Consider the following 20,656-nt stretch of genomic DNA (forward strand, 5'->3'; position numbering starts at 1 on the left):
GATCGGCGGGTGGCTGGCCGATCACACTCAGCAATCACATCGGCGGGCCAGGACAGGCGAGGGGCGGGCGATCGATGCAAGGGGCTGCGAAGGACAAGACCCGGATACTCTATCTGGCGCCCTATACCTGCGAGAGCACGAGCCGCAGCGGTCTGCAGCGGGTCGCCGTTCAGGTGGCGCGGGCGCTTCTCGGCATGGCGGATGTCGAGTTCGTCAAATGGGATCCAATCGATGGGCAGCTGCGCTACTTCAATGCCCGGGACCTGACGAACTTCTTTCGGACGAGTCCCTGGCCCGAGGGCGTCCGGATCAACCCCTTCGCGGAGCGCCGCCGCTACCGCTTCGATGAGACCCTGGGCGAGGACAAGGCCGGAACCTGGCTGCTGATGCCGGAGATCTCCTACCTGTCCCCGGGCGGCGCGGAGTTCTACGCCCGGATCGTCGCCCAGGCCCGTGAGTACGGGATCGGGACCGCGACGATCTTCTACGATCTGATCCCCATCACGAACCCCGATTACCAGAGCGCGGGGAGCCTTCTTCACGAGCGCTACGTCCGTGAGCTTCTCACCGTCGATCTGGTCTTGCCAATCTCGCACTATTCTGCGGAGGTCCTCAGGGCCTACGAGAGCGAGCATTTCAAGCTGGACGATGCGGGCCGTGTCCGGATCGGCCATACGATTGCGGCCGTGCCCCTCGCGACGGTCAACGACGATGCGCGGATGGTGCCGGCGCATCCCGATCCCGCCGCGCGCAACCTCGTCGTCCTGCTCGGCACCGTCGAGCCGCGCAAACGGCAAGTCGAAGTGCTGCGGGCCTTCCGCCACGCCCGCCTCCACGAGCGGTTCGGGCTGCAACTGGTCGTCGTCGGCTCCCTCCACCCGAAGGTCGCCGAAGCCTTCACCGCGCTGGTGGAGAGCGATCCCGGCATCACGTATCTCGGCTATGCCGACCAGGCGCTGGTCGCCGATCTGTTCAGCCGCGCCCGGTTCAGCGTCTTCGCGTCGAACGACGAGGGTTTCGGGCTGCCCATTTGCGAAAGCCTCGCCCACGGCGTGCCCTGCCTGACGGCGGATTTCGGCGCCATGCGCGAGGTCGGATGGGGCGGCGGCTGCCTGCTCCTCGACGTCAACGACGAGGCCGAGCTGAAGCGCGGCCTCGAACGCCTCGCGCAGGACGACGCCCTCGTCGCACAGCTGCGCTCCGAGATCACCGAGCGCCCGTTCCGGACCTGGGTCGATTACGGCAACGACCTGCTCGGCGCGATGGAGGCCTATCGCGACGAGACCGTCCGGCGCGAGGAAGACGACGCCACGCGCGCGCTTCGGGCGTTCCTCTCGACCCGCCCCCCGGCCCGGACCCTGCCGATCCTCGGCGAGGAGTGGAGCCTCGTCGATCTCAAGGACGGTGATCGCAGGCTGGGCCTTGCGGGACCGGCGGGCCCCGGCCACCGCTTGGCCGTCGTCTTCTCCGGGTCCATCGATGCGGTGGATGGGCTGGACGCGGGCGACCGGGCGCGGGTCTTCGGCGCCGATGTCTGGGCCGTGGCGGACCGGCCTGCCTTCGAGGGCCTCGTCGCCAAGGCGAGCGCGGCCGCTTATCCGGGCCTGCTCCCGTCGGATTGCGTCATCGGTTCGGAAACGGATGCCGAGGCGGCGATCGTCGCGGCCATCCTCGGCAAGGCGCGGGCGCATCGCCGCCGCCGCGTGATCGCCGCCCGCGAGGCGGCCCTGCAGATCGCCGCCGAGGGGGCGCCGGAATTCCGGCAGGATCCCCTCCTCGGCATCGTCATCTCGACCTACAATCGCGGGCCGTTCGTCGCGGAGAACGTGCGCTGGCTGCTCTCGCAGATCGGCCGTTACAAGGGGCGCGTGACCCTCACGGTCGTCGACAACGCCTCGACCGACGACACCGAACTGCGCTTGGCCGGCTTCGCGGGCGCGCCTCATCTGCGGATCGTCCGCAACGCCGCGAATGTCGGCATGCTCGGCAACCTTCAGGTCTGCTCGACCCTGACGGGCGCCCAGCATGTCTGGATCGTGGGCGACGACGATTTCATCCTGCCGGAGGCGCTCCACACCGTCCTGGAGGCGGTGGAGACGAAGCCGTATCTGCCGTTCGCCTTCGTCAACTTCGGCGTCTATCACCGGGTCGCCCTGGGGCCGACCGATACGGCCGAAGGGCTCGTCAAGGACCCGGTGCAACTCGCCCCCGACCCGTCACCGACCGGCCTGTACCGGGTCAACGCGATCGCGGCGGAACACGACAACCTGTTCACGGCGATCTATCCGATCGTCTTCCGCGCCGACATCCTGGCGGCCTGCTTCAACTACACCTTCACGGGCAAGCCGTTCTCGTCGCTGATCGAGTCGATCCCGACGACCAAGCAGATCCTGGAAAGCTACGGCGAGACCGAAGCCCTCTGGATCGCGCCGATCGGGATCGTCGGCAACGCTCACAATTCGTGGTCGCGCTACCGCGTGCCGTGGCACGGGGTGCTGATGCCCCTGGCCTTCGAGCTCGCCCGGGAGGCGGGGGTCGACAGCGCCAAGCTCTACACGTGGTCGCAACTCCATCGCGGCCTGTTCGCGGAGGCGTGGGGCCTGTTCCCGGACCAATCGCTGAAGGACACCTTCCCGCCGGCCATCGCGGATGTGAGCCGCCGGATCTTCCGCGCGGATCTCGAGGCGTCGGGGCCGCCGGCCCGGACGCCCCAGCCCTAGGGCGCCCGGTCAGAACCGCCCGGCGATGGTCAGACGCACGGCGGTCGGCTCCACGGGGTGGAACACCCGATCGATCAGCCCCTCGGCCGGCTCGCCGGGCAGGCGCGAGACATAGGCGTAGGTGATCTGGTCGGACCGGCTGTTCGTCAGGTTCAGCACGTCGAGCGAGACGCTGACGCCGTTCTCGAAATTGTAGCCGAACCGGCCGTTGAGGAGCGCCGTCGGGCGCGAGCGGATCGAATTGTCCTCGATCAGCGGGCGCGGCCCGAAATAGCGGAAGCGGAGCGATCCGAACCAGCCCAGCGGCTCGCCGAAGGTGATGCCGGCCGAGGCGATGGTGGTCGGCGCCTCCGGCACCCGGTTGCCCACCGGGTCGACATCCGAGAACCGGGCATTGGTGATCGTCAGGTCGCCCTCCAGCGAGAGCCAGGGCGTCACCGCGTAGCGGTTCGTCCATTCCACGCCGAAGCGGCGGGTCGGGCGGCTCGGCTCCGTCGTGCCGGTGTCGCCCTGGAACAGGTTCTCGGAGGCGAAATCGAGCCGGAACAGGGCGAGGCTCGTCTCAAGGCCCGCGATGGACCGGTTGCGCAGGCCGATCTCGTAGCCCGTCGAGGGGACGAGGAAGGGCGAGCGGGTGGTGTTGAACAGCGAAGACGTCGGATCGACCGTGGCGGTCACGCCGCGCACGTCGTTCGAATGGAAGCCGCCGCCGTAGTTCAGGTAGAGTTCGGTGTCGAACCATGGCCCGAGCACGAGGCCGAGCTTCGGGTTGACGATGGCGTCCCGCGCCTTGCCCGAATTGGCCGGCGTGTCCGAGACGACGCTGGCGTAATAGCCGTCCGCGCGGAAGCCGAGGCTGGTGCGCAGCCAGTCGGTCCAGCGCACGCGGTTGTCGAAGTAGAACGCCCCGCTCGTCTCCAGCACCCGGTCGTCGAGGATGCCGGAGCGGAACTGCCGGTTCGTCGTGTTGAACAGGCCGACGCGGATCGAATCCGTGCGGGTCTGGACCCCGATCTCGTTCTCCATCGGCAGCCCGAACAGGTCGCCCTGGAAGATGTGCAGCGCCTCGCCGCCGCCGATGATGCGCTGGTCGAGCTGGTGGAACTGGTCGCCGTTGACCGGGTCGTTGAGAAAATATGTGAAGTCGTTGAACAGGTTGAGCTGCGAGCGGATCACGTAGGCCGAGGCCCGCGTCACGCCCGTGTCGTCCGTCGCGCTGAACCGGCCGGAGAGGGAGAACCGCGAGGTGTCGCCGCCATCGGTGGGGTTGAGCGTGCCGTAGCGGTCGAGCTGGCCGGAGACGACGGCGCGTTCGGGGATCTGGTTGGTGGCGGTCCAGCGGGCGGCATAGGCCATGCCGGTGACGGAGAACCCGTCGAGCGCCGTGCCCTGGCTGTAGCGGGCGACCGTGCTGATCTTGCGCAGCGCATCCGGCACCGCCCAGGGCCCGTCGTAGAGTTGCGCGTCCGCCGCCACGAGGAGGCGGCCCTCGGCCAGCGGCGCCGAGGCGATGGACAGCGCCCGCTTGTAGCCGAAGCTGCCGATCGACGTGAGCGCGAGGTTCTGCGGGGTGCTGTCGAGATAGTCGATCCGCACCGAGCCGGCGGAGGCGAAATCGCCGTCGCGGACGAAATACGGGCCCTTGTGGAATTCCACCGCCCCGACGAGCTCGGGGATCAGGAAGTTGATGTCGGCGTAGCCCTGGCCATGGGCATGGGTGCGCATGTTGAGCGGCATGCCGTCGAGGAACAGGGCGATGTCGGTGCCGTGGTCGAGGTTGAAGCCGCGCAGGAAGAACTGGTTGGCTTTGCCCTCGCCGGAATGCTGCGTGACGATCAGGCCCGGCACCGCCTCCAGCACCTCGCCGGGGCGGGTCACGGGCCGGCTGTTGATCACAGCGCCCGACACGAGGCCGGCGCTGGCGGAATCCACGGTGAGGAGCGGGCCGCCGATGCCGGTGGTGCCGCCGGCATAGCCGGCGCTCGCGGCGGGCGTGGCCGGGGCCGGGGAGGGGGAAGCCGGCTCGGCGGTGACGGAAATCTCGTCGAGGGTCGCCTCCAGCGCGGCGGCCGGGGCGGGGAGGGCGGCGAGGCCGGAGACGGCGAGGGCGGCACGCAACGATCGGCGTGAGGGACGGATCACGGGAGCCTCAGGGGCGGCAGTGGCACGTCACCGCGAAGGACTCTCCGCGCCCGGCCCCACGGCCCGGCGCTTCGACACCCGCCAGGACACCCCGCCCGACGCGTTTCGCGTGTGACCACGACTGACGGCAGGTCTCCTGGCTCGCGGGTCGCCGCCCCTGCACCGTCTTCCCGGATGAGACTCATCCAGTGACGTGGTGGTGCCGGGCTCGCCGCTCACAGTTGCGGGGGCAGCCGCGGATTCGGGTCGCCCCGCACCGCGTTCCCTTTTGATCCCCGAGGGGAACCGTCAAAGCCGAGCTTACGGAGAGGCGGGAGGCGGCGTCAACGCGGTCACCGCCGCTTCCCGGGGCACTGTGCTTTCCCGGTCGCGGCGAGGCGGGGGGCGTGACTGGCGGAGGTCGGCCTCCTCTGAAGTATCGGTGTCGCACCGACGTCCGGATGACAGGTGAGGGGGCGTACGTCAGGCCGGGAACAGTTTCCGAAGACTGTCGCCGTGGTGGCCAATGACACGGGGACCGGCGACGTGTGCCGAGGGGGCCCTCAGGATTTCGGCGGCGCGCCCGGCCGCCCCTCGTGCCGGTCGCGGTGGGCGGCGGCGCGGGCGAGGAGCAGCAGCGTGACCGGCGTCGTGACCGTGAGGAACACGCCGATCAGCAGGTCGCGCAGCACGAGGCGCCCCTCGATCAGCGACAGCAGCAGCACCGAGCTGCACAGGATCAGCGCCATGCCGAGGGTCGCGCCCAGCGTCGGCGCGTGGACGCGCTCGTAGAAGGTCCTGAGCCGGATCAGGCCGATGGCGCCGGTGAGCGAGAAGGCGGCGCCCGTCAGGGCGAGGCCGACGACGAGGAGGGCGGCCCAGACGGGCAGGCCGGCGCCGGTCACTGCACCACCTCGCCCTGCATCAGGAACTTGGCCAGCGCCACCGAGGCGGTGAAGCCGAGCATCCCGACGATGAAGGCCGCCTCGAAATACAGGCCGCTGCCGGTGCGCATCCCATGCACCACGATCGCCAGCATCCCGTTGAGATAAAGGGTGTCGAGGCCGAGCACCCGGTCCTGCGCGCGGGGGCCGCGCAGCATCCGCCAGGCGGCGATGGCCATGGCGAGGACCAGCATCGCCTGGGCGAGGCCGAGCCCCCAATCGAGGATGGTCACGGCGCTCATGCGAAGATCTCCATCAGGGGACGTTCGTAGCGGTCCTTCACTCGGCGGATCCAGGCCTCGCCGTCCGGGAAGTCGAGGACGTGCAGCAGGAGCCGGCCGGTGTCGGAATCGTACTGCACCCAGAGGGTGCCCGGCGTCGCCGTGAGGATGATCGACAGGAGCGACAGGGCGAAGGGCTCGCGCAGGTCGAGGGGGATCGCCACGAACCCCGTCCGCCGCGCGCCGGTTTGCCGGCCGAGGATGATCCGCGCGACGTCGATGTTCGAGCGGACCATATCCACGAGCACGATCCCCGCCAGCCGGAGGAGGGCGCCGGGGGCCTTCACCCGCACGGGCCGGGCCTGGAGGGCGTTCATCACCGCCGGGACGGTCAGGCCCACGGCCAGCGCCAGCAGCAGGCTGCCGGGCGTCACCGGGGCGTTGAGGAGGAGCCACGCCAGGGCGAGGCCGGCAGAGAGCCAGGGATGGGGCAGGAGCCTCACGGGGCGGACCCTCCCAGGACGGCGCGGACGTAATCCTGCGGCTGGGTCAGCCAGCCCACCGTCGCGTCGGCATAGGCGAGCGCCGGGCCGCCCCAGACGGAGAGGGCGAGGCAGGTCGCGAGCAGGCCGGCCAGCGCCGCGACCTCGGAGCGGGCCAGCGTCGGCGGCTTGTCCGCGTCGCGCACCCAGAGGTTCAGGATGCCGAGCCGCACCAGCGGCATCAGCGTGAACAGGCTCGACAGGGTGAGGGCGGCGATCAGCCACCAGCCGGTGGGGGAGGGCGCGTCGGCGGCGCCCACGAAGATCGCGAGCTTGCCGACGAAGCCCGCGAGCGGCGGGATACCCGCCAGCATCAGCGTGCAGAGCAGGAAGCCGACGCCGAGGATCGCGACGCCCGCCGGGATGACGCTGCCGACCTCGACGGAATCCTCGTCGTCGAACGGGTCGCGGTACTCGTCGGCGAAGACCGGCGCGGCGGCCTCGGCCGGATCGCGCCCGCGCTGGAGGATCTCTGCGAGGAGGAACAGGGCGCCCGCCGCCAGCGTCGAGCCGACGAGGTAGTAGAGCGCCCCCGCCAGCGCCCGGTCGTTGCCGGAGCCGAGGGCGGCGAGCACCGTGCCGGAGGAGACCATCACCGCGTAGCCCGCCGCGCGGGTGAGGTCGCGGGCGGCGAGCAGGCCCACCGTCCCGAAGGCGAGGGTCGCGAGCCCCGCCGCGAACAGCATTGTCTGGCCGAAGCCCGCCGAGACACCCGCGCCGAAGACGAGGAGGCTCAGGCGCACCACCACGTAGATGCCGACCTTGCTGAGGATCGCGAGGATGGCGGCGGCCGGCGCGGTGGCCGCCGCGTAGGTGGAGGGCAGCCAGAAGCCCAGGGGCCACGCGCTGCACTTGATCAGGAAGGCGAGGCCGAGGATGGCGCAGCCGATCTCGAACAGGGCGAGTTCGCCCGCCGTGGGCCCGGCGAGGCGCCGGGCGAGGTCGGCCATGTTGAGCGTGCCCATCGTGCCGTAGATCAGGCTGACGCCGACGAGGAAGAACAGCGAGGCGACAAGGTTCACGGCGATGTAGCCGAGCCCGGCGCGGATCCGCGTCTCCCCCGAACCGTGCAGGACGAGCCCGTAGGAGGCCGCGAGCATCACCTCGAAGAACACGAACAGGTTGAACAGGTCGCCGGTCAGGAAGGCGCCGTTCACCCCCATCAGCAGGAGCAGGAACAGGCCGTGGAAGCGCGGCCCCGCCCGCCCCCAGCGGGCGAAGGAGAAGACCAGCGCGCAGAGCCCCAGCACCGAGGACAGGGCGAGCATCATCGCCGAGAGCCGGTCGGCCACAAGGACGATCCCGTAGGGCGCGGCCCAGTTGCCGAGGCGGTAGACGCGCGGCGCGTCCGAGACCGAGACGACGAGGGTCACGGCGATGGCGATCAGGGCGAGGATCGTCGCGAAGGATAGGCTCGCCTTCAGCGCGCGGCGGCGCTCGTCGAGGAGGAACATCGCCCCGGCCACCGCGATCGGCAGCACCACCGGCAGGACGGTGACGTGGTCCGACCACGCGGTCTCGACGGCGAGGTTCGTCACGGCCGGGTTCATGCGCGGGTTCATGGGCGGGGCTCTTCCTGGTGCGGCTCGCGCCCGTCGACATGGTCCGAGCCGGTCACGCCCCGGGCGGCCAGCAGCACCACGAGGAACAGGGCGGTCAGCGCGAAGCTGATCACTACGGCGGTGAGCACCAGGGCCTGGGGCACGGGATCGTCCACGGAGACGATGTCCGGCCCGGCGCCGAGGACCGGCGGCGCCCCGACGGTCAGCCGCCCCATGCCGAAGATGAACAGGTTCACCGCGTAGCTCAGGAGCGACAGCCCGAGCACGACCTGGAAGGTGCGTGGCCGCAGGATCAGCCAGATCCCGGCGGCGGACAGCACCCCGATCCCGAGGGAGAGGACGAGTTCCATCAGGCGCGCTCCCGCTCGGCCTCGACCCCCCGCGTCCGCCGCAGGGACTGGTGGGCCAGCGCCACGAGCATCAGCACGCTCGCGCCGACGACGAGGACCATGATGCCGAGATCGAAGATCAGGGCGGAGGCGAGCGGCACCTTGCCGAGGATCGGCGCATCCCAATAGGCGAAGGCGGCGGTGAGGAACGGGTGCGCGAACAGCCAGGAGGTCGCCCCGGCGAAAACCGACACGAGGAGGCCGATCCCGATCCAGAGGATCGGCTGGATGCGCAGGCGCGCCTCCACCCATTCGGCGCCGTTGGCCATGTATTGCAGCATGAAGCCGATGGTCAGCGTGATGCCCGCAGCGAAGCCGCCGCCGGGTAGGTCGTGCCCGCGCAGGAACAGGTGCAGGGCGAGCAGCACGACGAAGGGAAACAGCCACGTGATCACCGTGCGCGGCACCATCAGCGCATCGGCGGCGGTGTGGCCGGGCTCGCGCCCCTCGCGGCCTCGATCGTAGGCGTCCTGCCGGATCTGCTGGGCCGGGCGCGCGCGGCTGTCGGGGGCGGGGCGGAAGCGGCGGAGCAGGGCGAAGACGGTGAGCCCGACCACGCCCAGCACGCAGATCTCGCCCAGGGTGTCGAAGGCCCGGAAATCGACCAGCAGCACGTTGACGACGTTGCGCCCGCCCGCCTGCGGATAGGCCTCCTCCACGAACCAGCGGCTGATCCCCTCGACGGGGGGCCGGGTCATCACCGCGTAAGCCAGCCCGGCGAGGCCGGACCCGGCGCAGGCCGCGATGGCGAGGTCGATGAGGCGCCGCCGCCGCGCCCGCCCCCGCTCGGAGGCTGGCGCGGGGATCGCCGCGTCGCGCTTGGGCAGCCAGCGTAGGCCCAGGAGCAGCATCACCGTGGTGACGATCTCCACGAGGATCTGCGTCACCGCGAGGTCCGGGGCCGAGAGCCAGAGGAAGCTGAGGCAGCTCACGAGACCCGCCCCGCCGAGCAGGATCACCGCCGAGAGCCGGTGGTATTTCGCCCGCTCCGCCGCGCCGACGGCGCAAGCCGCGCCGACCAGCCAGAGCAGGGCGAAGGCGGGATCGAAGGCGGTGGTCCGCCCCGGCGCGAACAGGTCGAGCCCCCGCCCGAGGCCCGCCGCCGTGGCGGCCAGCAGGGCGGCGAGGAACAGGATGCGCAGCTGCGGCTGCAGCCTCTCGGTGCCGAGCCGCGCCTCGAGCCAGCGGGCGCCGCGCACGAGGTTGGTCATGCCGCGCTCGAACAGCCAGCCGCCGTCGAGCCGGTCCATCAGCCACGGGCCGCCGCGCGGGTTGGTGTCGATGCGCTTGCCGAAGGCCATGTAGAGCGCGACGCCGCCTGCCAGCGCCAGGACGCTCATGGCCAGGGGCGCGTTGAACCCGTGCCAGAGGGCGAGGTCGTAATCGGGCGTGCGGTCCCCGAGCACGGCGCGGGCGGCGCCGGCCAGGAGCGGCCCGATCGTCAGGTTCGGCACGAGGCCGATGGCGACGCAGACGAGCACCAGCGCCTCGATGGGGATGCGCATCCAGCGCGCCGGCTCGTGTGGCGCGTGGGGCAGGTCCCGCGCCGGGGGGCCGAAGAAGGTCTGGCGGATGAAGCGCAGGGAGTAGAGCACCGTGAAGGCGCTCGCCAGGGTCGCCAGCACCGGCAGGGCGAGGTTGAGGGCGTGGTCGCCCCGGTTGTCGACCGCCTCGGCCAGGAACATCTCCTTGGAAAGGAAGCCGTTGAGCAGCGGCACGCCGGCCATGGCGGCGGCGGCGACCATGGCGAGCGTTCCGGTGTAGGGCATGGCCCGCCACAGCCCGCTGAGGCGGCGCATGTCCCGCGTGCCGGTCTCGTGGTCGATGATCCCGGCGGCCATGAACAGCGAGGCCTTGAAGGTCGCGTGGTTCACCGTGTGGAAGATCGCGGCCACCACCGCCAGCGGCGAATCGAGGCCGAGCAGCAGGGTGATCAGCCCGAGATGGCTGATGGTGGAATAGGCGAGCAGCCCCTTCAGGTCGTGCTGGAAGATCGCGCTCCAGGCGCCGACCAGCATCGTCGCCATGCCGGCGGTGCCGACGATCCAGTACCAGCTCTCCGTGCCCGACAGGACCGGCCACAGGCGGATCATCAGGAAGATGCCGGCCTTCACCATCGTCGCCGAGTGGAGGTAGGCGCTGATCGGCGTCGGCGCCGCCATCGCCCGGGGCAGCCAGATGTGGAACGGGAACTGCGCCGACTTGGTGAGCGCCCCGGCCAGGATCAGCACCAGGGCCGGCAGGTAGAGGGGGCTCTCGCGGATCGCCGTCCCCGAGGCGAGCACCGCGTCGAGATCGTAGCTGCCCGCGATCCGCCCGAGGATGACCATGCCGACGAGGAGGCACAGGCCCCCGGCGGCGGTGATGGTGAGCGCCATCCGCGCCCCATCGCGGGCCGAGGCGTTGTCGGACCAGTAGCCGATCAGCAGGAACGAGACGATGCTCGTCAATTCCCAGAAGACGACGAGCTGGAGCACGTTGCCCGAGAGCACGATGCCGAGCATCGCGCCCACGAAGGCGAGGAAGTAGCAGAACAGGCGCGGCACCGGATCGGCGGCGGCCATGTAGTACTGCGCATAGAGCACCACCAGCGCGCCGATCCCGAGGATCAGCAGCGAGAAGATCCAGGCGAGTCCGTCGAGGCGCAGGACGAAGCGGACGCCGAGGCTCGGCAGCCAGTCGACGGCGAATGTGACGGGCTCCGGCCCCGCGGCGAGGGGCGAGAGCCACGCGAGGCAGGCGAGGCTCGCCAGCGTCGCGAATCCCGTCACCCCGGCGGCGGCCCCGCGCGCGTGGCTCGGCAGGCAGATCGCCACGACGCTGCCGAGGAAGGGCAGGGTCGCGGCGGCGGCGAGGAGGAGTTCGGGCGGCATCGTCAGAGGGAAGAGCGCACTTTCCGCGGCCAAGCAACAGTGTTGCCGCCGTGGAACGCGCAAAGCCCGGCGCCACGCCTTGCCGGCGGGCGGCGCCGGCCCATCTCACCGGCTCCGGACGATCGTCCGTAGGGAGGTCGCCATGCGCGTCACGTCGCTTGCGGTGGTTCTGGGCCTCGCCGCCGCAGGGCCGGCCCTCGCGCAGGGGGGCGGCGAAGCGGTCCCGGTCTGCGAGAACCTCGTCGCCCTGCGGCAATGGTCGGCCGGGGCGGGGGACGATCCCGTCCGGGCGGCGGCACAGGCCGAGAAGCCGCCCGGCTGCCGCCTCGTCGCGCGGGAGACGCTCGGCGCCGTGGAGCGCCGCTCGACCTTCGGCGGGGCGATCTACGAATGCCTCGCCCAGGCCGGCGGCGCCTGCGTCTGGGTGATGCCGTAGGGCCTCAGCCCTTCAGCCGCTTGTTGCACGCGCTGTAATAGCCGCCGCCCTTCTGGATCCACTTCATGTCGCCGAGCGTGCCGGCGGCCTTGGCGGCGTTGTAGCTGTCGAGGCAGGTGTGCATCCGCTGCTTGCCGGCCGACTCGCTCGCGTATTTCGGATCGACCTTCGCCGGGAAGGCGGCCGTGCCGGTCGCGGCGGCGGTGGCCGCCGGCGCGGGGGAGGGGGCCGGCGCGGGGGCGGCGGTCTTGGTGCCGCCGGCCGGGGCCATCGGGTTCGGCACGGTCGCGGCCGCCTGGGCCGGAGCGGCCTCCGCGCCGCATTCGGCCCTGCGGAAATCGTTCCACTTCCGGCCGTTCAGCGTGCCGTCCTGCTTGGCGGCCTGGTACTTGGTCGAGCACTCCTTCGTGGTCAGGGCGAGGGCGGGGGTGACGGACAGGCCGAGGGTGACACCGAGCAGGGCGGTGGCTAGGGGTGAGCGGACCATGACGGGATCCTCCAGGTCGCGGGCGCGTGCGAACCGGAGCGGACGCTACTTGCGGCTGTGATTTCGACAAGCGCGCAACCGTCATTCGCAGTTGAAAACTGCGTGTGCGGAGAGGGGCTTGTGGCGCTACAGGAGCGGCTTCGCCTTGAACGTGTAGTCCACGCGCAGGCCGAAGGTGAACTGGTCGGGGTTGCCGTAGGGGCGGTCGACCAGGGGGCTTTCGCCGGAGGCGCCGAGGATGCGGCTGTAGCCGCCATAGGCGGTGTAGGACCACGTGTCGTCCTGGCGGAACGTGACGGCCGCGAGGAGTCCGGCGGAATAGAAGCTGCCGGGGTCGTAGGGGGCGACGCGGCCGTTGACGGCGGCCTCGATCGGGCTCACCCCGAAATAGGTCCGCGCGAAGCTCGCATCGCCGATGTTGAAGCGCGGCCCCGCCGAGATCAGCCACCGCCCCACGGGCAGGAGGTAGTCGGCGGCCACGGTGCCCACCGTGCCGTGATGCCCGTAGACCCCCTGGCGGACCTCACCGCGCAGGCGGATGGCGGAGACGGGGTAGATCTCCACGAACAGGCCGGGCTCGAAGGCCATCCGCGCGTCGCGGAACCCGAACAGGTGCGCGCGGTCGTCGCCGTAATAGCGGCCGGGGACGAAGCGCAGGGTCGGGCCGGTGCGGAACGCCTCGGTGTCGTAGAGGGTGAAGCTGAAATTGTCGTCCGGCGCGGAGAAACGGCGCGGCTCGCCGGACTTGCGGATGTCGAGGCCGGGATAGCCCACGGCGGTGTAATCCGCCGCCCCCGGATAGCGCGGGATCGCCTGGGCCGTGGCGCTCACGGTGATCTCCCAGGTCTCGGCGTCCACGTAGGTGAAGGCGGCCGGGCGCGCGGGCATGTCCTGCGCGACGGCGGGGGTGACGGCGGCGGCGAGGGGCAGGCAGGCCACCCCGGCGCGCAGGCCGGATACGAGACTCGACGCGTTACCCACCGAACGGACCTGCCTTTCTCGGCGCGCAGATTCCCGCGCGCGCCGCGGCACGCCAGACACATTGTCTCGATCAGCGCCGTTTCGGTCCGGGCTGCGGCACCATGGCCGCGCGGGGGGGCGTCGTGAGGCGGCTCAGCCGCGCCGCAGCAGGACGATGGTCTCGCCCTGGGCGAGGGTGGGGGCGTCCTGCCGGGGGGCCGAGGGCCGGCCGAAGGTCTGGGCCCAGGTGAGGGTGATGACCTGCGCGCTCCCGGACGTCTCCTCGCGCTGCATGCGCAAGGCCCGGCGGCGGGCGGCGCCGATCCAGCGCCGGATCCGGGGATTGCGGGTCCGCGACGATTCCGGCGCCCACATCTCGTCCTGCCGCCGCCTGAGCCAGGCCACCGGCCGCTCACCCTCTCTCCGCACCATGGACATCCATCCAGCACAACCTGGAGATATGTCGCGCGAAGCCGGGTCCCTCGCGACCGGCGCCCGTCCCAAAGTGTTCAGCGGGCGTCCCAATGCACCGGCCTCACACGTCGAGTCGGAGCACCCAATCGTAGAAATCGTCCCAGCCGCCGGCAGGCAGCGCATCCGGGGCGCCCCCGCCCGGCCCGGCCCCGGACCCGCCGGCCCGCACGTCCACCGGGCTGAGGCCGAACTCCGCCCGGAACGCCTGGGTGAAGCTCACCGGACTGCCGTAGCCGTAGCGGTAGGCGATCTCCGAGACGCGGATCCCGTGCGGCCCGGCCTCCACGAGGTCGCGGTAGGCGCGGGCGAGCCGGCAGCGGCGGATGTATTCGAGCACGCCGCCCAGCGGCGCGAACAGGCGGTAGAGCCCGCTGCGGGAGATGCCGAAGCGGTGGCAGAGGTGGCTCACGCTCAACAGCGGCGAGCCGATCTCGGCGTCGATGTAGCGGCGGATCACGAGGAGCACCGGCGCGCGCTCCGCCGGGCGCCCGCCGCGATCCGCCCCGGCCGCCGTGCGGGCCGCCATGCCGACGAGGATGGCCGTCGCCTCGGAGGCGGCCCGCGCCTCGTCGGCGGTGAAATGCGGCGCGTTCGTCCCGAGGGAGCGCAGGTGGTCGCTCACCAGGGTGCCGAACGGCGTGCGCCCCCGCAGGATCGTCCCATGCGCCTCCTCCAGGCCCTGCCCCTCCTCCGGGAACAGGGCGCGGGGCATGATCAGGGTCATCGCCCGGTAATCGGTCGAGCGCATCGCGAGGGGCCGCGACAGGTCCAGGAGGGCGATGTCGCCGGTGGCAAGGTCCGTCTCGCGCCCGGCGGCCTCCACCTCGGCATGGCCGTCCATGCGCATCTGGATGGCGATGTGATCGACGCCCATCCGCGCGACGAGGCCACGCGAGCGCTCGATGCGCAACTCCGAGGCGGCGGTGAAGCCGACGATGGCGTTGCCGAGGTGGTAGACCTCCGACCGGCCCCGGAATTCCGGCGTGTCCTCCTTGCGGATGCGCACGTCCCAGAACGGGGCCACGGCCTCGCGCCAGGCCGAGACCTTCCGCGGGCCGAGGGTCGAGCCCTCCAGACGGAGATTGGGTCCGCGTACCGTCATCGCTGGTTCGAACGTCGCTCCGGTCCGCCTGCTCGACCGGGCTGGACCCGTGTCCGGTCAAGGTCTTACCGAGGGATCAGCCCGGCACAACACAGTTGCCATGGATTTGGTGTCAATTGCAGACAATCTTTCTACCCAGGGGCAGGGCGGGCTCGACAGCACCGGCCGCGCCCAGGACCGCCCGGCGACGCGGCAGGCCTGCGACGGAGCTATGCACCTTCAAGTTGTATGTTTAAGCACAGGTTCGGCATTGAACTGGCATGGGGGTCGCTTTAGTTATCTCTATTGTTCAAGCCGAAAGCCTTCTCCATGACCGGATCAGCCCCCGACAAAACTTTAGAGTTTATTGAGATGACCGGCGAGATTGTCGCCGCTTATGTCTCCCACAATCACGTTGCCGTGACCGATCTGCCTGCGCTCATCGCCAGCGTGCACGCCTCGCTCAACGGCTTCGCCGACGGGAGCGCCCTCCAGGGGGCCGAGGAGCCTTCGAACAAGCCGTCGGCGGCGCAGATCCGCAAGTCGGTGAAACCGGAGGGCATCGTCAGCTTCATCGACGGCAAGACCTACAAGACGCTGAAGCGTCACCTGACCTCGCATGGCCTCGACCCGGACAGCTACCGGGAGCGGTTCGGCCTGCCGGGCGACTATCCGATGGTGGCCCTGGCCTACAGCGAGAAGCGCTCCAGCCTCGCCAAGTCCCTGGGCCTCGGCCGCCCCGGCGAGCGCGCCGCGCGCAAGGCTCCCGAGCCGGTCGCCCCCGAGCCCGCCGCCGAGGCCGCCCCCGCGAAGGGCCGCCGCAAGGTCGCCTGACGGGCCGCCGCGATGGCCGGCCCCCCCTCGTCTCCCCTCGGCGGATCGGACAAGGACCTCACGGTCTATTACGACGGAAGCTGTCCGCTCTGCCGCGCCGAGATCGACCATTACCGCGGCTGCGAGGGCGCCCGGCGGCTCGACTTCGTCGATGTCGGGCGGAACCCGGACGCGGTCCTGGGCGAGGGCCTGGACCGCACGTGCGCCCTGCGCCGCTTCCACGTGCGCGACGGGGCCGGGACCCTCGTCTCCGGCGCGGCGGCCTTCGCGCGCCTGTGGCGGGTCCTGCCGGGCTGGCGCTGGCTCGCGGGACTCGTGGACCTGCGCGTCTTGGGGTTTCGCCCCGTCCTGCCCGTGGCGGAGGCCGCCTACCGCCTCTCCCTGCCGCTGCGGCCCTGGCTGGCGCGGCTCGTCGGGCGGTGGCGGCGCGACTGAGGGCGGCATTCGGCACCGGCCTGCAATCGCGCTTTGTTGCGGCGCCCTCTTCGCGTAATTCGTGGCGACACCCTGCTTTGCCATCGATGCCAAGGGAGCCGCTGTGAGCAGCCTGAAATTCGGAACGAGCGGCCTGCGCGGCTTGGTCGTGGACCTCGTGGGAGGCCCGAGCTTCGCCTACGCGCAGGCCTTCTTCCACGCCATCGCGGCGGGCCACCCCGGCGAGCGCACCGTGGTGATCGGACGGGACCTGCGGGCCAGCAGCCCAGAGATCGCGGCCACCGTGGCGGAGGCGGCGGCGGCCTCCGGCTTCGCGGCCGTCGATTGCGGCGCCCTGCCGACGCCGGCCCTGGCCCTCGAGGCGATGCGGCGCGGCGCCTGCGCCGTCATGGTGACCGGCAGCCACATCCCGGAGGACCGCAACGGCCTGAAGTTCTACCGGGCCGAGGGCGAGATCACCAAGGCCGACGAGAGCGCCATCCTGGCGGCGCTCAAGGCCGTCGCGGAGACCGGCGGGCCGTCGGCGGCCTCCCCAGCCACCCAGGAGCAGGGGGCGATCGAGCGCTACCGGCAGCGCTACCGGGACGCCTTCCCGGCCGACGCCCTCGCCGGCCTGCGGATCGCGGTCTACCAGCAGAGCTCGGTCGCCCGCGACCTGCTCAGCGACCTGCTCGCGGCCTTCGGCGCCGAGGCGATGGCCATCGGCCGCTCGGAGACCTTCGTGCCGATCGACACCGAGGCGCATCGCCCGGAGGACATCGCCTTCATCCGCGAGGTGATGGCCTCCGGCGCGTACGATGCCCTGGTGACGACCGACGGCGACGCCGACCGGCCGCTGATGGCCGACGGCGCGGGTCGGATCGTGCGCGGGGATATCCTGGGCCTGATCACGTCCCGCCACCTGGGCATCGACACGGTAGTGGTGCCGGTGACGGCCGGCTCGGCCCTGGAGCGCACCGGCGGCTTCCGCCGCGTCGTGCGGACGAAGGTCGGCTCGCCCTTCGTCATCGCCGGCATGGAGGCGGCGCGGGCGGACGGGGCCGCCCCGGTCGCCGGGTTCGAGGCCAATGGCGGCTTCCTCCTCGGCTCCGACGTGGTGGTGGGCCATGGCCCCCTCGCGGCCCTGCCGACCCGCGACGCGATGCTGCCGATCCTCGCCACCCTGGCGGCGATGCGCGCCTCCGGCGGGACGCTGGCCGAGCTCGTCACCTCCCTCGACGCGGGCGAGATGGCGAGCGACCGCCTCCCGAACACGCCCTCGGACCTCAGCGGCGCCTTCCTGGCCCGGCTCGACGACGCGGCCTTCCGGGCGGACTTCCTCCGCGCGCTTGGCACCCCGCAGGCGGTCGACCGGCAGGACGGCGTGCGGATCGAGCTGGACGGAGGGCGGACGATCCACTTCCGCGCCTCCGGCAACGCACCGGAGCTGCGCTGCTACGCCGAGGCGCCCTCGGCCGACGCCGCGCAGGAGCTGGTGCGCTGGGGGCTGGCGGCGGCCCGGGATGCGATGGGCGGACGTTCAGGGGCCTGATCGCGAACGCCGCCCGCTCCGGGCGGCGAGCATCCCCTTGAGCGCGACCAGCCGGGTGCGGACGCTCCTGCGCTGGACGCGCAACTCGGCCGCGAGCGTACGGGCATCCGGCAGGTTCATGGCGTGGGCGATGCGGCGGGCGGCGTTGGCCGGGGGCGGCTTGGTCGCGTCCTCCAGGGTCAGGCGCTGCCACTGGGCGGCGGCGTCGAGCACCGCGTGGGCCTGCGCCAGGGCCTCCGCCGCCTCGGGCGGGATCAGGCCGCGCTCCCCCGCCCGGTGCAGGACGTGGCCGGCCGCGCAGCCGACGCAGTCCGTCAGATGGCCCGCGAGGATGAGGGCCTGGGCCAGGAAATCGAGGTCGAACAGCCCGCCCGGCGCCAGCTTCAGATCGTGCGGGCCGGCAAAGCCGCGCGCCTTCGTCACCAGGGCGCGCATCGCCCCGGCCTCGGCGCAGAGGGAAGCCGGGTCGCGGGGGCGCGTCACGACATCGGCGATGATCCCCTCCACCTCGGCCGCGAGGCTGGCATCGCCCGCCACGATCCGGGCGCGGGTCAGCGCCATGTGCTCCCAGGCCTCGGCCTCGCCCTCCTCCGAATAATAGGCGGCGAAGCCCTTCACCTGCACGGCGGGCGGCGCGTGGCTGCCGAAGGGGCGCAGCCGCAGGTCCACCCGGTAGAGCCGCCCGCGCCGCGTCGGCACCGTCAGCGCCGCGACGAGGCGCTGGGCGAGGCGGTTGTAGGCCACCACCGCGTCGAGGGGGCGCGGGCCGTCGCTCATCCGGGCGTCGGGGTCGAAATCGTAGACGACGACGAGGTCGAGGTCGGACGCGGCGGTGAGCTGGCGCGAGCCGAGCCGCCCCAGCGCCAGCACGCAGCAGCGCCCGCGCGGTACGGAGCCGTGCTCCTCCGCGAAGCGTCGCGTCTCGGCCTCCAGCACGAGGCCGACCGCCGCCTCGGCGATTCCCGAATAGGCGTGGCCCGCCTGGGCCGGCGTGATCAGGCCGGAGACGAGGCGCGCCCCCGTGACGAAGCCCATCCGCCGCGCCGCGTCGCGGCAGCGGTCGAGGAGATCCTCGTAGGTGGCGGGCGCGCCGACCAGCGCCCGGTATTGGCCGGCGAGGGCCTCCGGCCCGGAGACCGGCGCGATGAAATCCGGCTCCAGCACCGCGTCGAGGACGTGGGGGCTGCGCCCTACCGTCTCGGCGAGGAGCGGCGAGGCGCCGAGCAGGTCCGCGAACAGCCCGCGCAGGCGCTCGTGCGAGCGCAGGATCGCCAGGAGTTCCGCCGCCGCCGGCATTCGGGCGAAGGCCCGGTCGAGGGTCAGCAGCGCCGCGTCCGGGTCCGGCGTGCCACCGAGCGCCGTCAGGAGGGCGGGCAGGAAATCCGACAGGATCTCGCGGGCGCGCCCGCCGCGCAGGGCGCCGTGGCGGCCGAGATGCCAGTCTCGCACGATGCCATGGGCGCGCGCCGCCTCGCGGAAGCCGAGCCGTTCGAGCCCCGCGAGGGTTGCGGGCTCGGCCTCGCCGGGGCCGAAGGCGAGGGGCGCCGCCGCCTCGCCCGCCCCGCCCTCGAACAGCAGGGCGTAATGCCCCTGCACCCGGGCCGCATGGGCGAGCAGGGTCTCGTCGAAGGCCGCGCGGGTGGCAAAGCCGCAGAAGCGCGCGAAGCCCTCCAGGGCGTCGGGATCGGAGGGCAGGCGCTGGGTCTGCTCGTCGCGCAGCATCTGCAGGCGGTGCTCGATGGTGCGCAGGAACGTGTAGGCCTCGGTCAGTTCGTCCCGCGCCCGCGCGTCGATCCAGCCCGCCGCGCACAGCCCGCCCAGGGTCTCGACGGTGCGGCGGCTGCGCAGGGCCGGCTGCCGGCCGCCGAAGACGAGCTGCTGCGTCTGCGCGAAGAACTCGATCTCGCGGATGCCCCCGCGCCCGATCTTGATGTCGTGCCCTTCCACCGCGATCTCGTCGTGGCCGCGCACGGCGTGGATCTGCCGCTTGAGGGCGTGGATCTCGGCGATGGCCGCGAAGTCGAAGTGGCGGCGCCAGATGAAGGGGCCGAGTTCGGCCAGGAACGCGTCCCCGGCCTCGATGTCGCCCGCGATCGCCCGCGCCTTGATGAAGGCCGCGCGCTCCCAATCCTGCCCGATGGACTGGTAGTACTCGAAGGCATAGGCCGTGGAGAGGGCGAGCGCGGTCGAGCCCGGATCGGGCCGCAGCCGGTAATCGACCCGGTGGACGTAGCCGTCCGCCGTGCGCTGGGACAGGAGCTTCCCGAGGTCCTGCGCGACCTTGCCGAACACGGCCTTGGCCTCTGCCCCGGCGACGGCTTCGGCGCGCGCCGCGTCGTAGAAGACGACGAGGTCGATATCGCTCGAATAGTTGAGCTCGCCCCCGCCGAGCTTGCCGAGCCCGAGGACGAATAGCCCGCTTGCCCGGGCGGGGTCATCGGGATCGGCGAGGCGGACCCGCCCCCCGGCGGCGGCCCGGCGCAGCAGCGCATCGAGCCCGGCGGCAACGGAGGCGTCGGCGAACTCCGTCAGGGCCCGCGTGACCGCGTCGAGGTCCCACAGCCCGCCGAGGTCGGCGAGCGCCACGAGGAGCGCATGGGCGATCCGGTTGGCCCGGAACCGCTTGCCGAGGGCGGCGAGGTCGGCCTCGCTGGCGCACGAAGCCCCTGCCGCCCGCTGCCCGGCGACGAGATCGGCATGGGCCGCCTCCGGCGCCTGCTCCACCAGGGCGACGAACCGCTCCGGCGCCCGCGCCACGCTCTGCCACAGGAACTCGGAATGCTCCGCGAGGCCGAGGAGCAAGTCCCGCAGGGGCGGCGTCAGGAACCCGTCGGGAAAGGCGGTCGCGATCTCCGCGAGCCGCTCGCGGGCGAGGGGGGACGCGACCGCGGGACAGCACGGCCGCAGCCGCTGGCGCAGGGTGCCGTCCATCCGCATGAGAGGGCCTCCGAAAGCATTCGCCGAGGGCTAAACCCACCCGTGCGCAGACCGCGTCCGCCGCACCGTGTCAATCGAGACGACTCAGAAGAGAGGTTGCACACGATAG

At 71.8% G+C, this 20,656-nt stretch carries 17 protein-coding genes and 1 riboswitch; of the genes, 5 read left to right on the top strand and 12 right to left on the bottom strand.

All coding sequences use genetic code 11. The annotated features are described in order from the left end of the window. Positions 1–74: 74 nt before the first annotated feature. Positions 75–2,720, top strand: a complete 2,646-nt coding sequence (locus MKK52_RS04455) for a glycosyltransferase (RefSeq protein ID WP_243952586.1) — start codon at positions 75–77, stop codon at positions 2,718–2,720. Positions 2,721–2,729: 9 nt separating this feature from the next. Here MKK52_RS04455 and MKK52_RS04460 read toward each other — a convergent pair whose 3' ends face one another. From MKK52_RS04460 to MKK52_RS04490, 7 genes are all read right to left on the bottom strand, one after another. Further along, positions 2,730–4,838, bottom strand: a complete 2,109-nt coding sequence (locus MKK52_RS04460; RefSeq protein WP_409564618.1) for a TonB-dependent receptor — start codon at positions 4,836–4,838, stop codon at positions 2,730–2,732. A gap of 132 nt (positions 4,839–4,970) precedes the next feature. After that, a riboswitch (cobalamin riboswitch) is annotated at positions 4,971–5,167 on the bottom strand. A gap of 237 nt (positions 5,168–5,404) precedes the next feature. Further along, positions 5,405–5,746 (bottom strand): monovalent cation/H(+) antiporter subunit G, encoded by a 342-nt coding sequence (gene mnhG, locus MKK52_RS04465; protein WP_243952587.1) that lies wholly within the window; start codon positions 5,744–5,746, stop codon positions 5,405–5,407. Continuing rightward, complete coding sequence (locus MKK52_RS04470; RefSeq protein ID WP_243952588.1) at positions 5,743–6,027, bottom strand: K+/H+ antiporter subunit F; 285 nt, start codon at positions 6,025–6,027, stop codon at positions 5,743–5,745. Before MKK52_RS04470 ends, mnhG begins: the two co-directional genes overlap by 4 nt. After that, a complete protein-coding gene (locus tag MKK52_RS04475) occupies positions 6,024–6,509 on the bottom strand; it encodes a Na+/H+ antiporter subunit E (RefSeq protein ID WP_243952589.1) in 486 nt (161 codons plus the stop codon). The genes MKK52_RS04470 and MKK52_RS04475 overlap by 4 nt, the downstream gene beginning before the upstream one ends. Beyond that, positions 6,506–8,110 (bottom strand): monovalent cation/H+ antiporter subunit D, encoded by a 1,605-nt coding sequence (locus MKK52_RS04480; protein ID WP_243952590.1) that lies wholly within the window; start codon positions 8,108–8,110, stop codon positions 6,506–6,508. Before MKK52_RS04480 ends, MKK52_RS04475 begins: the two co-directional genes overlap by 4 nt. Continuing rightward, a complete protein-coding gene (locus MKK52_RS04485) occupies positions 8,107–8,460 on the bottom strand; it encodes a Na+/H+ antiporter subunit C (RefSeq protein WP_243952591.1) in 354 nt (117 codons plus the stop codon). Before MKK52_RS04485 ends, MKK52_RS04480 begins: the two co-directional genes overlap by 4 nt. After that, complete coding sequence (locus MKK52_RS04490; RefSeq protein ID WP_243952592.1) at positions 8,460–11,372, bottom strand: monovalent cation/H+ antiporter subunit A; 2,913 nt, start codon at positions 11,370–11,372, stop codon at positions 8,460–8,462. Before MKK52_RS04490 ends, MKK52_RS04485 begins: the two co-directional genes overlap by 1 nt. A 142-nt stretch (positions 11,373–11,514) precedes the next feature. Between MKK52_RS04490 and MKK52_RS04495 the strand changes: the two genes are divergently transcribed. Then, a complete protein-coding gene (locus MKK52_RS04495; RefSeq protein WP_243952594.1) occupies positions 11,515–11,808 on the top strand; it encodes a hypothetical protein in 294 nt (97 codons plus the stop codon). Positions 11,809–11,812: 4 nt separating this feature from the next. Here the strand turns inward: MKK52_RS04495 and MKK52_RS04500 are convergent, their stop codons facing one another. The 4 genes from MKK52_RS04500 to MKK52_RS04515 all read right to left on the bottom strand — a co-directional run bounded on the left by MKK52_RS04500 (position 11,813) and on the right by MKK52_RS04515 (position 14,831). Further along, the gene (locus tag MKK52_RS04500; protein ID WP_243952595.1) at positions 11,813–12,295 is read right to left on the bottom strand and encodes a hypothetical protein; all 483 of its coding nucleotides are present in this window, start codon (positions 12,293–12,295) and stop codon (positions 11,813–11,815) included. A gap of 126 nt (positions 12,296–12,421) precedes the next feature. After that, a complete protein-coding gene (locus tag MKK52_RS04505) occupies positions 12,422–13,276 on the bottom strand; it encodes a MipA/OmpV family protein (protein ID WP_243952596.1) in 855 nt (284 codons plus the stop codon). A 132-nt stretch (positions 13,277–13,408) separates the two neighbouring features. Further along, positions 13,409–13,687, bottom strand: a complete 279-nt coding sequence (locus MKK52_RS04510; protein ID WP_243952597.1) for a hypothetical protein — start codon at positions 13,685–13,687, stop codon at positions 13,409–13,411. A 103-nt stretch (positions 13,688–13,790) separates the two neighbouring features. After that, the gene (locus MKK52_RS04515) at positions 13,791–14,831 is read right to left on the bottom strand and encodes a helix-turn-helix domain-containing protein (RefSeq protein WP_243952598.1); all 1,041 of its coding nucleotides are present in this window, start codon (positions 14,829–14,831) and stop codon (positions 13,791–13,793) included. Between the two features lie 351 nt (positions 14,832–15,182). Here MKK52_RS04515 and MKK52_RS04520 point away from each other — a divergent pair, with 351 nt between their 5' ends. From MKK52_RS04520 to MKK52_RS04530, 3 genes are all read left to right on the top strand, one after another. Continuing rightward, positions 15,183–15,644 (top strand): MucR family transcriptional regulator, encoded by a 462-nt coding sequence (locus tag MKK52_RS04520; RefSeq protein ID WP_243952599.1) that lies wholly within the window; start codon positions 15,183–15,185, stop codon positions 15,642–15,644. 12 nt (positions 15,645–15,656) lie between these two features. Then, entirely contained in the window at positions 15,657–16,079 is a 423-nt protein-coding gene (locus MKK52_RS04525) for a thiol-disulfide oxidoreductase DCC family protein (RefSeq protein ID WP_243952600.1), read from the top strand. Between the two features lie 103 nt (positions 16,080–16,182). After that, positions 16,183–17,610, top strand: a complete 1,428-nt coding sequence (locus MKK52_RS04530; RefSeq protein ID WP_243952601.1) for a phosphomannomutase — start codon at positions 16,183–16,185, stop codon at positions 17,608–17,610. Here the strand turns inward: MKK52_RS04530 and MKK52_RS04535 are convergent. Further along, positions 17,599–20,541 (bottom strand): bifunctional [glutamine synthetase] adenylyltransferase/[glutamine synthetase]-adenylyl-L-tyrosine phosphorylase, encoded by a 2,943-nt coding sequence (locus MKK52_RS04535; protein WP_243952621.1) that lies wholly within the window; start codon positions 20,539–20,541, stop codon positions 17,599–17,601. The two genes, MKK52_RS04530 and MKK52_RS04535, sit on opposite strands and share 12 nt — an antisense overlap. Between the last annotated feature and the right edge of the window lie 115 nt (positions 20,542–20,656).

Origin of the sequence: Methylobacterium sp. J-067 (assembly GCF_022829465.1) — a bacterium.
GTDB lineage: Bacteria > Pseudomonadota > Alphaproteobacteria > Rhizobiales > Beijerinckiaceae > Methylobacterium > Methylobacterium litchii.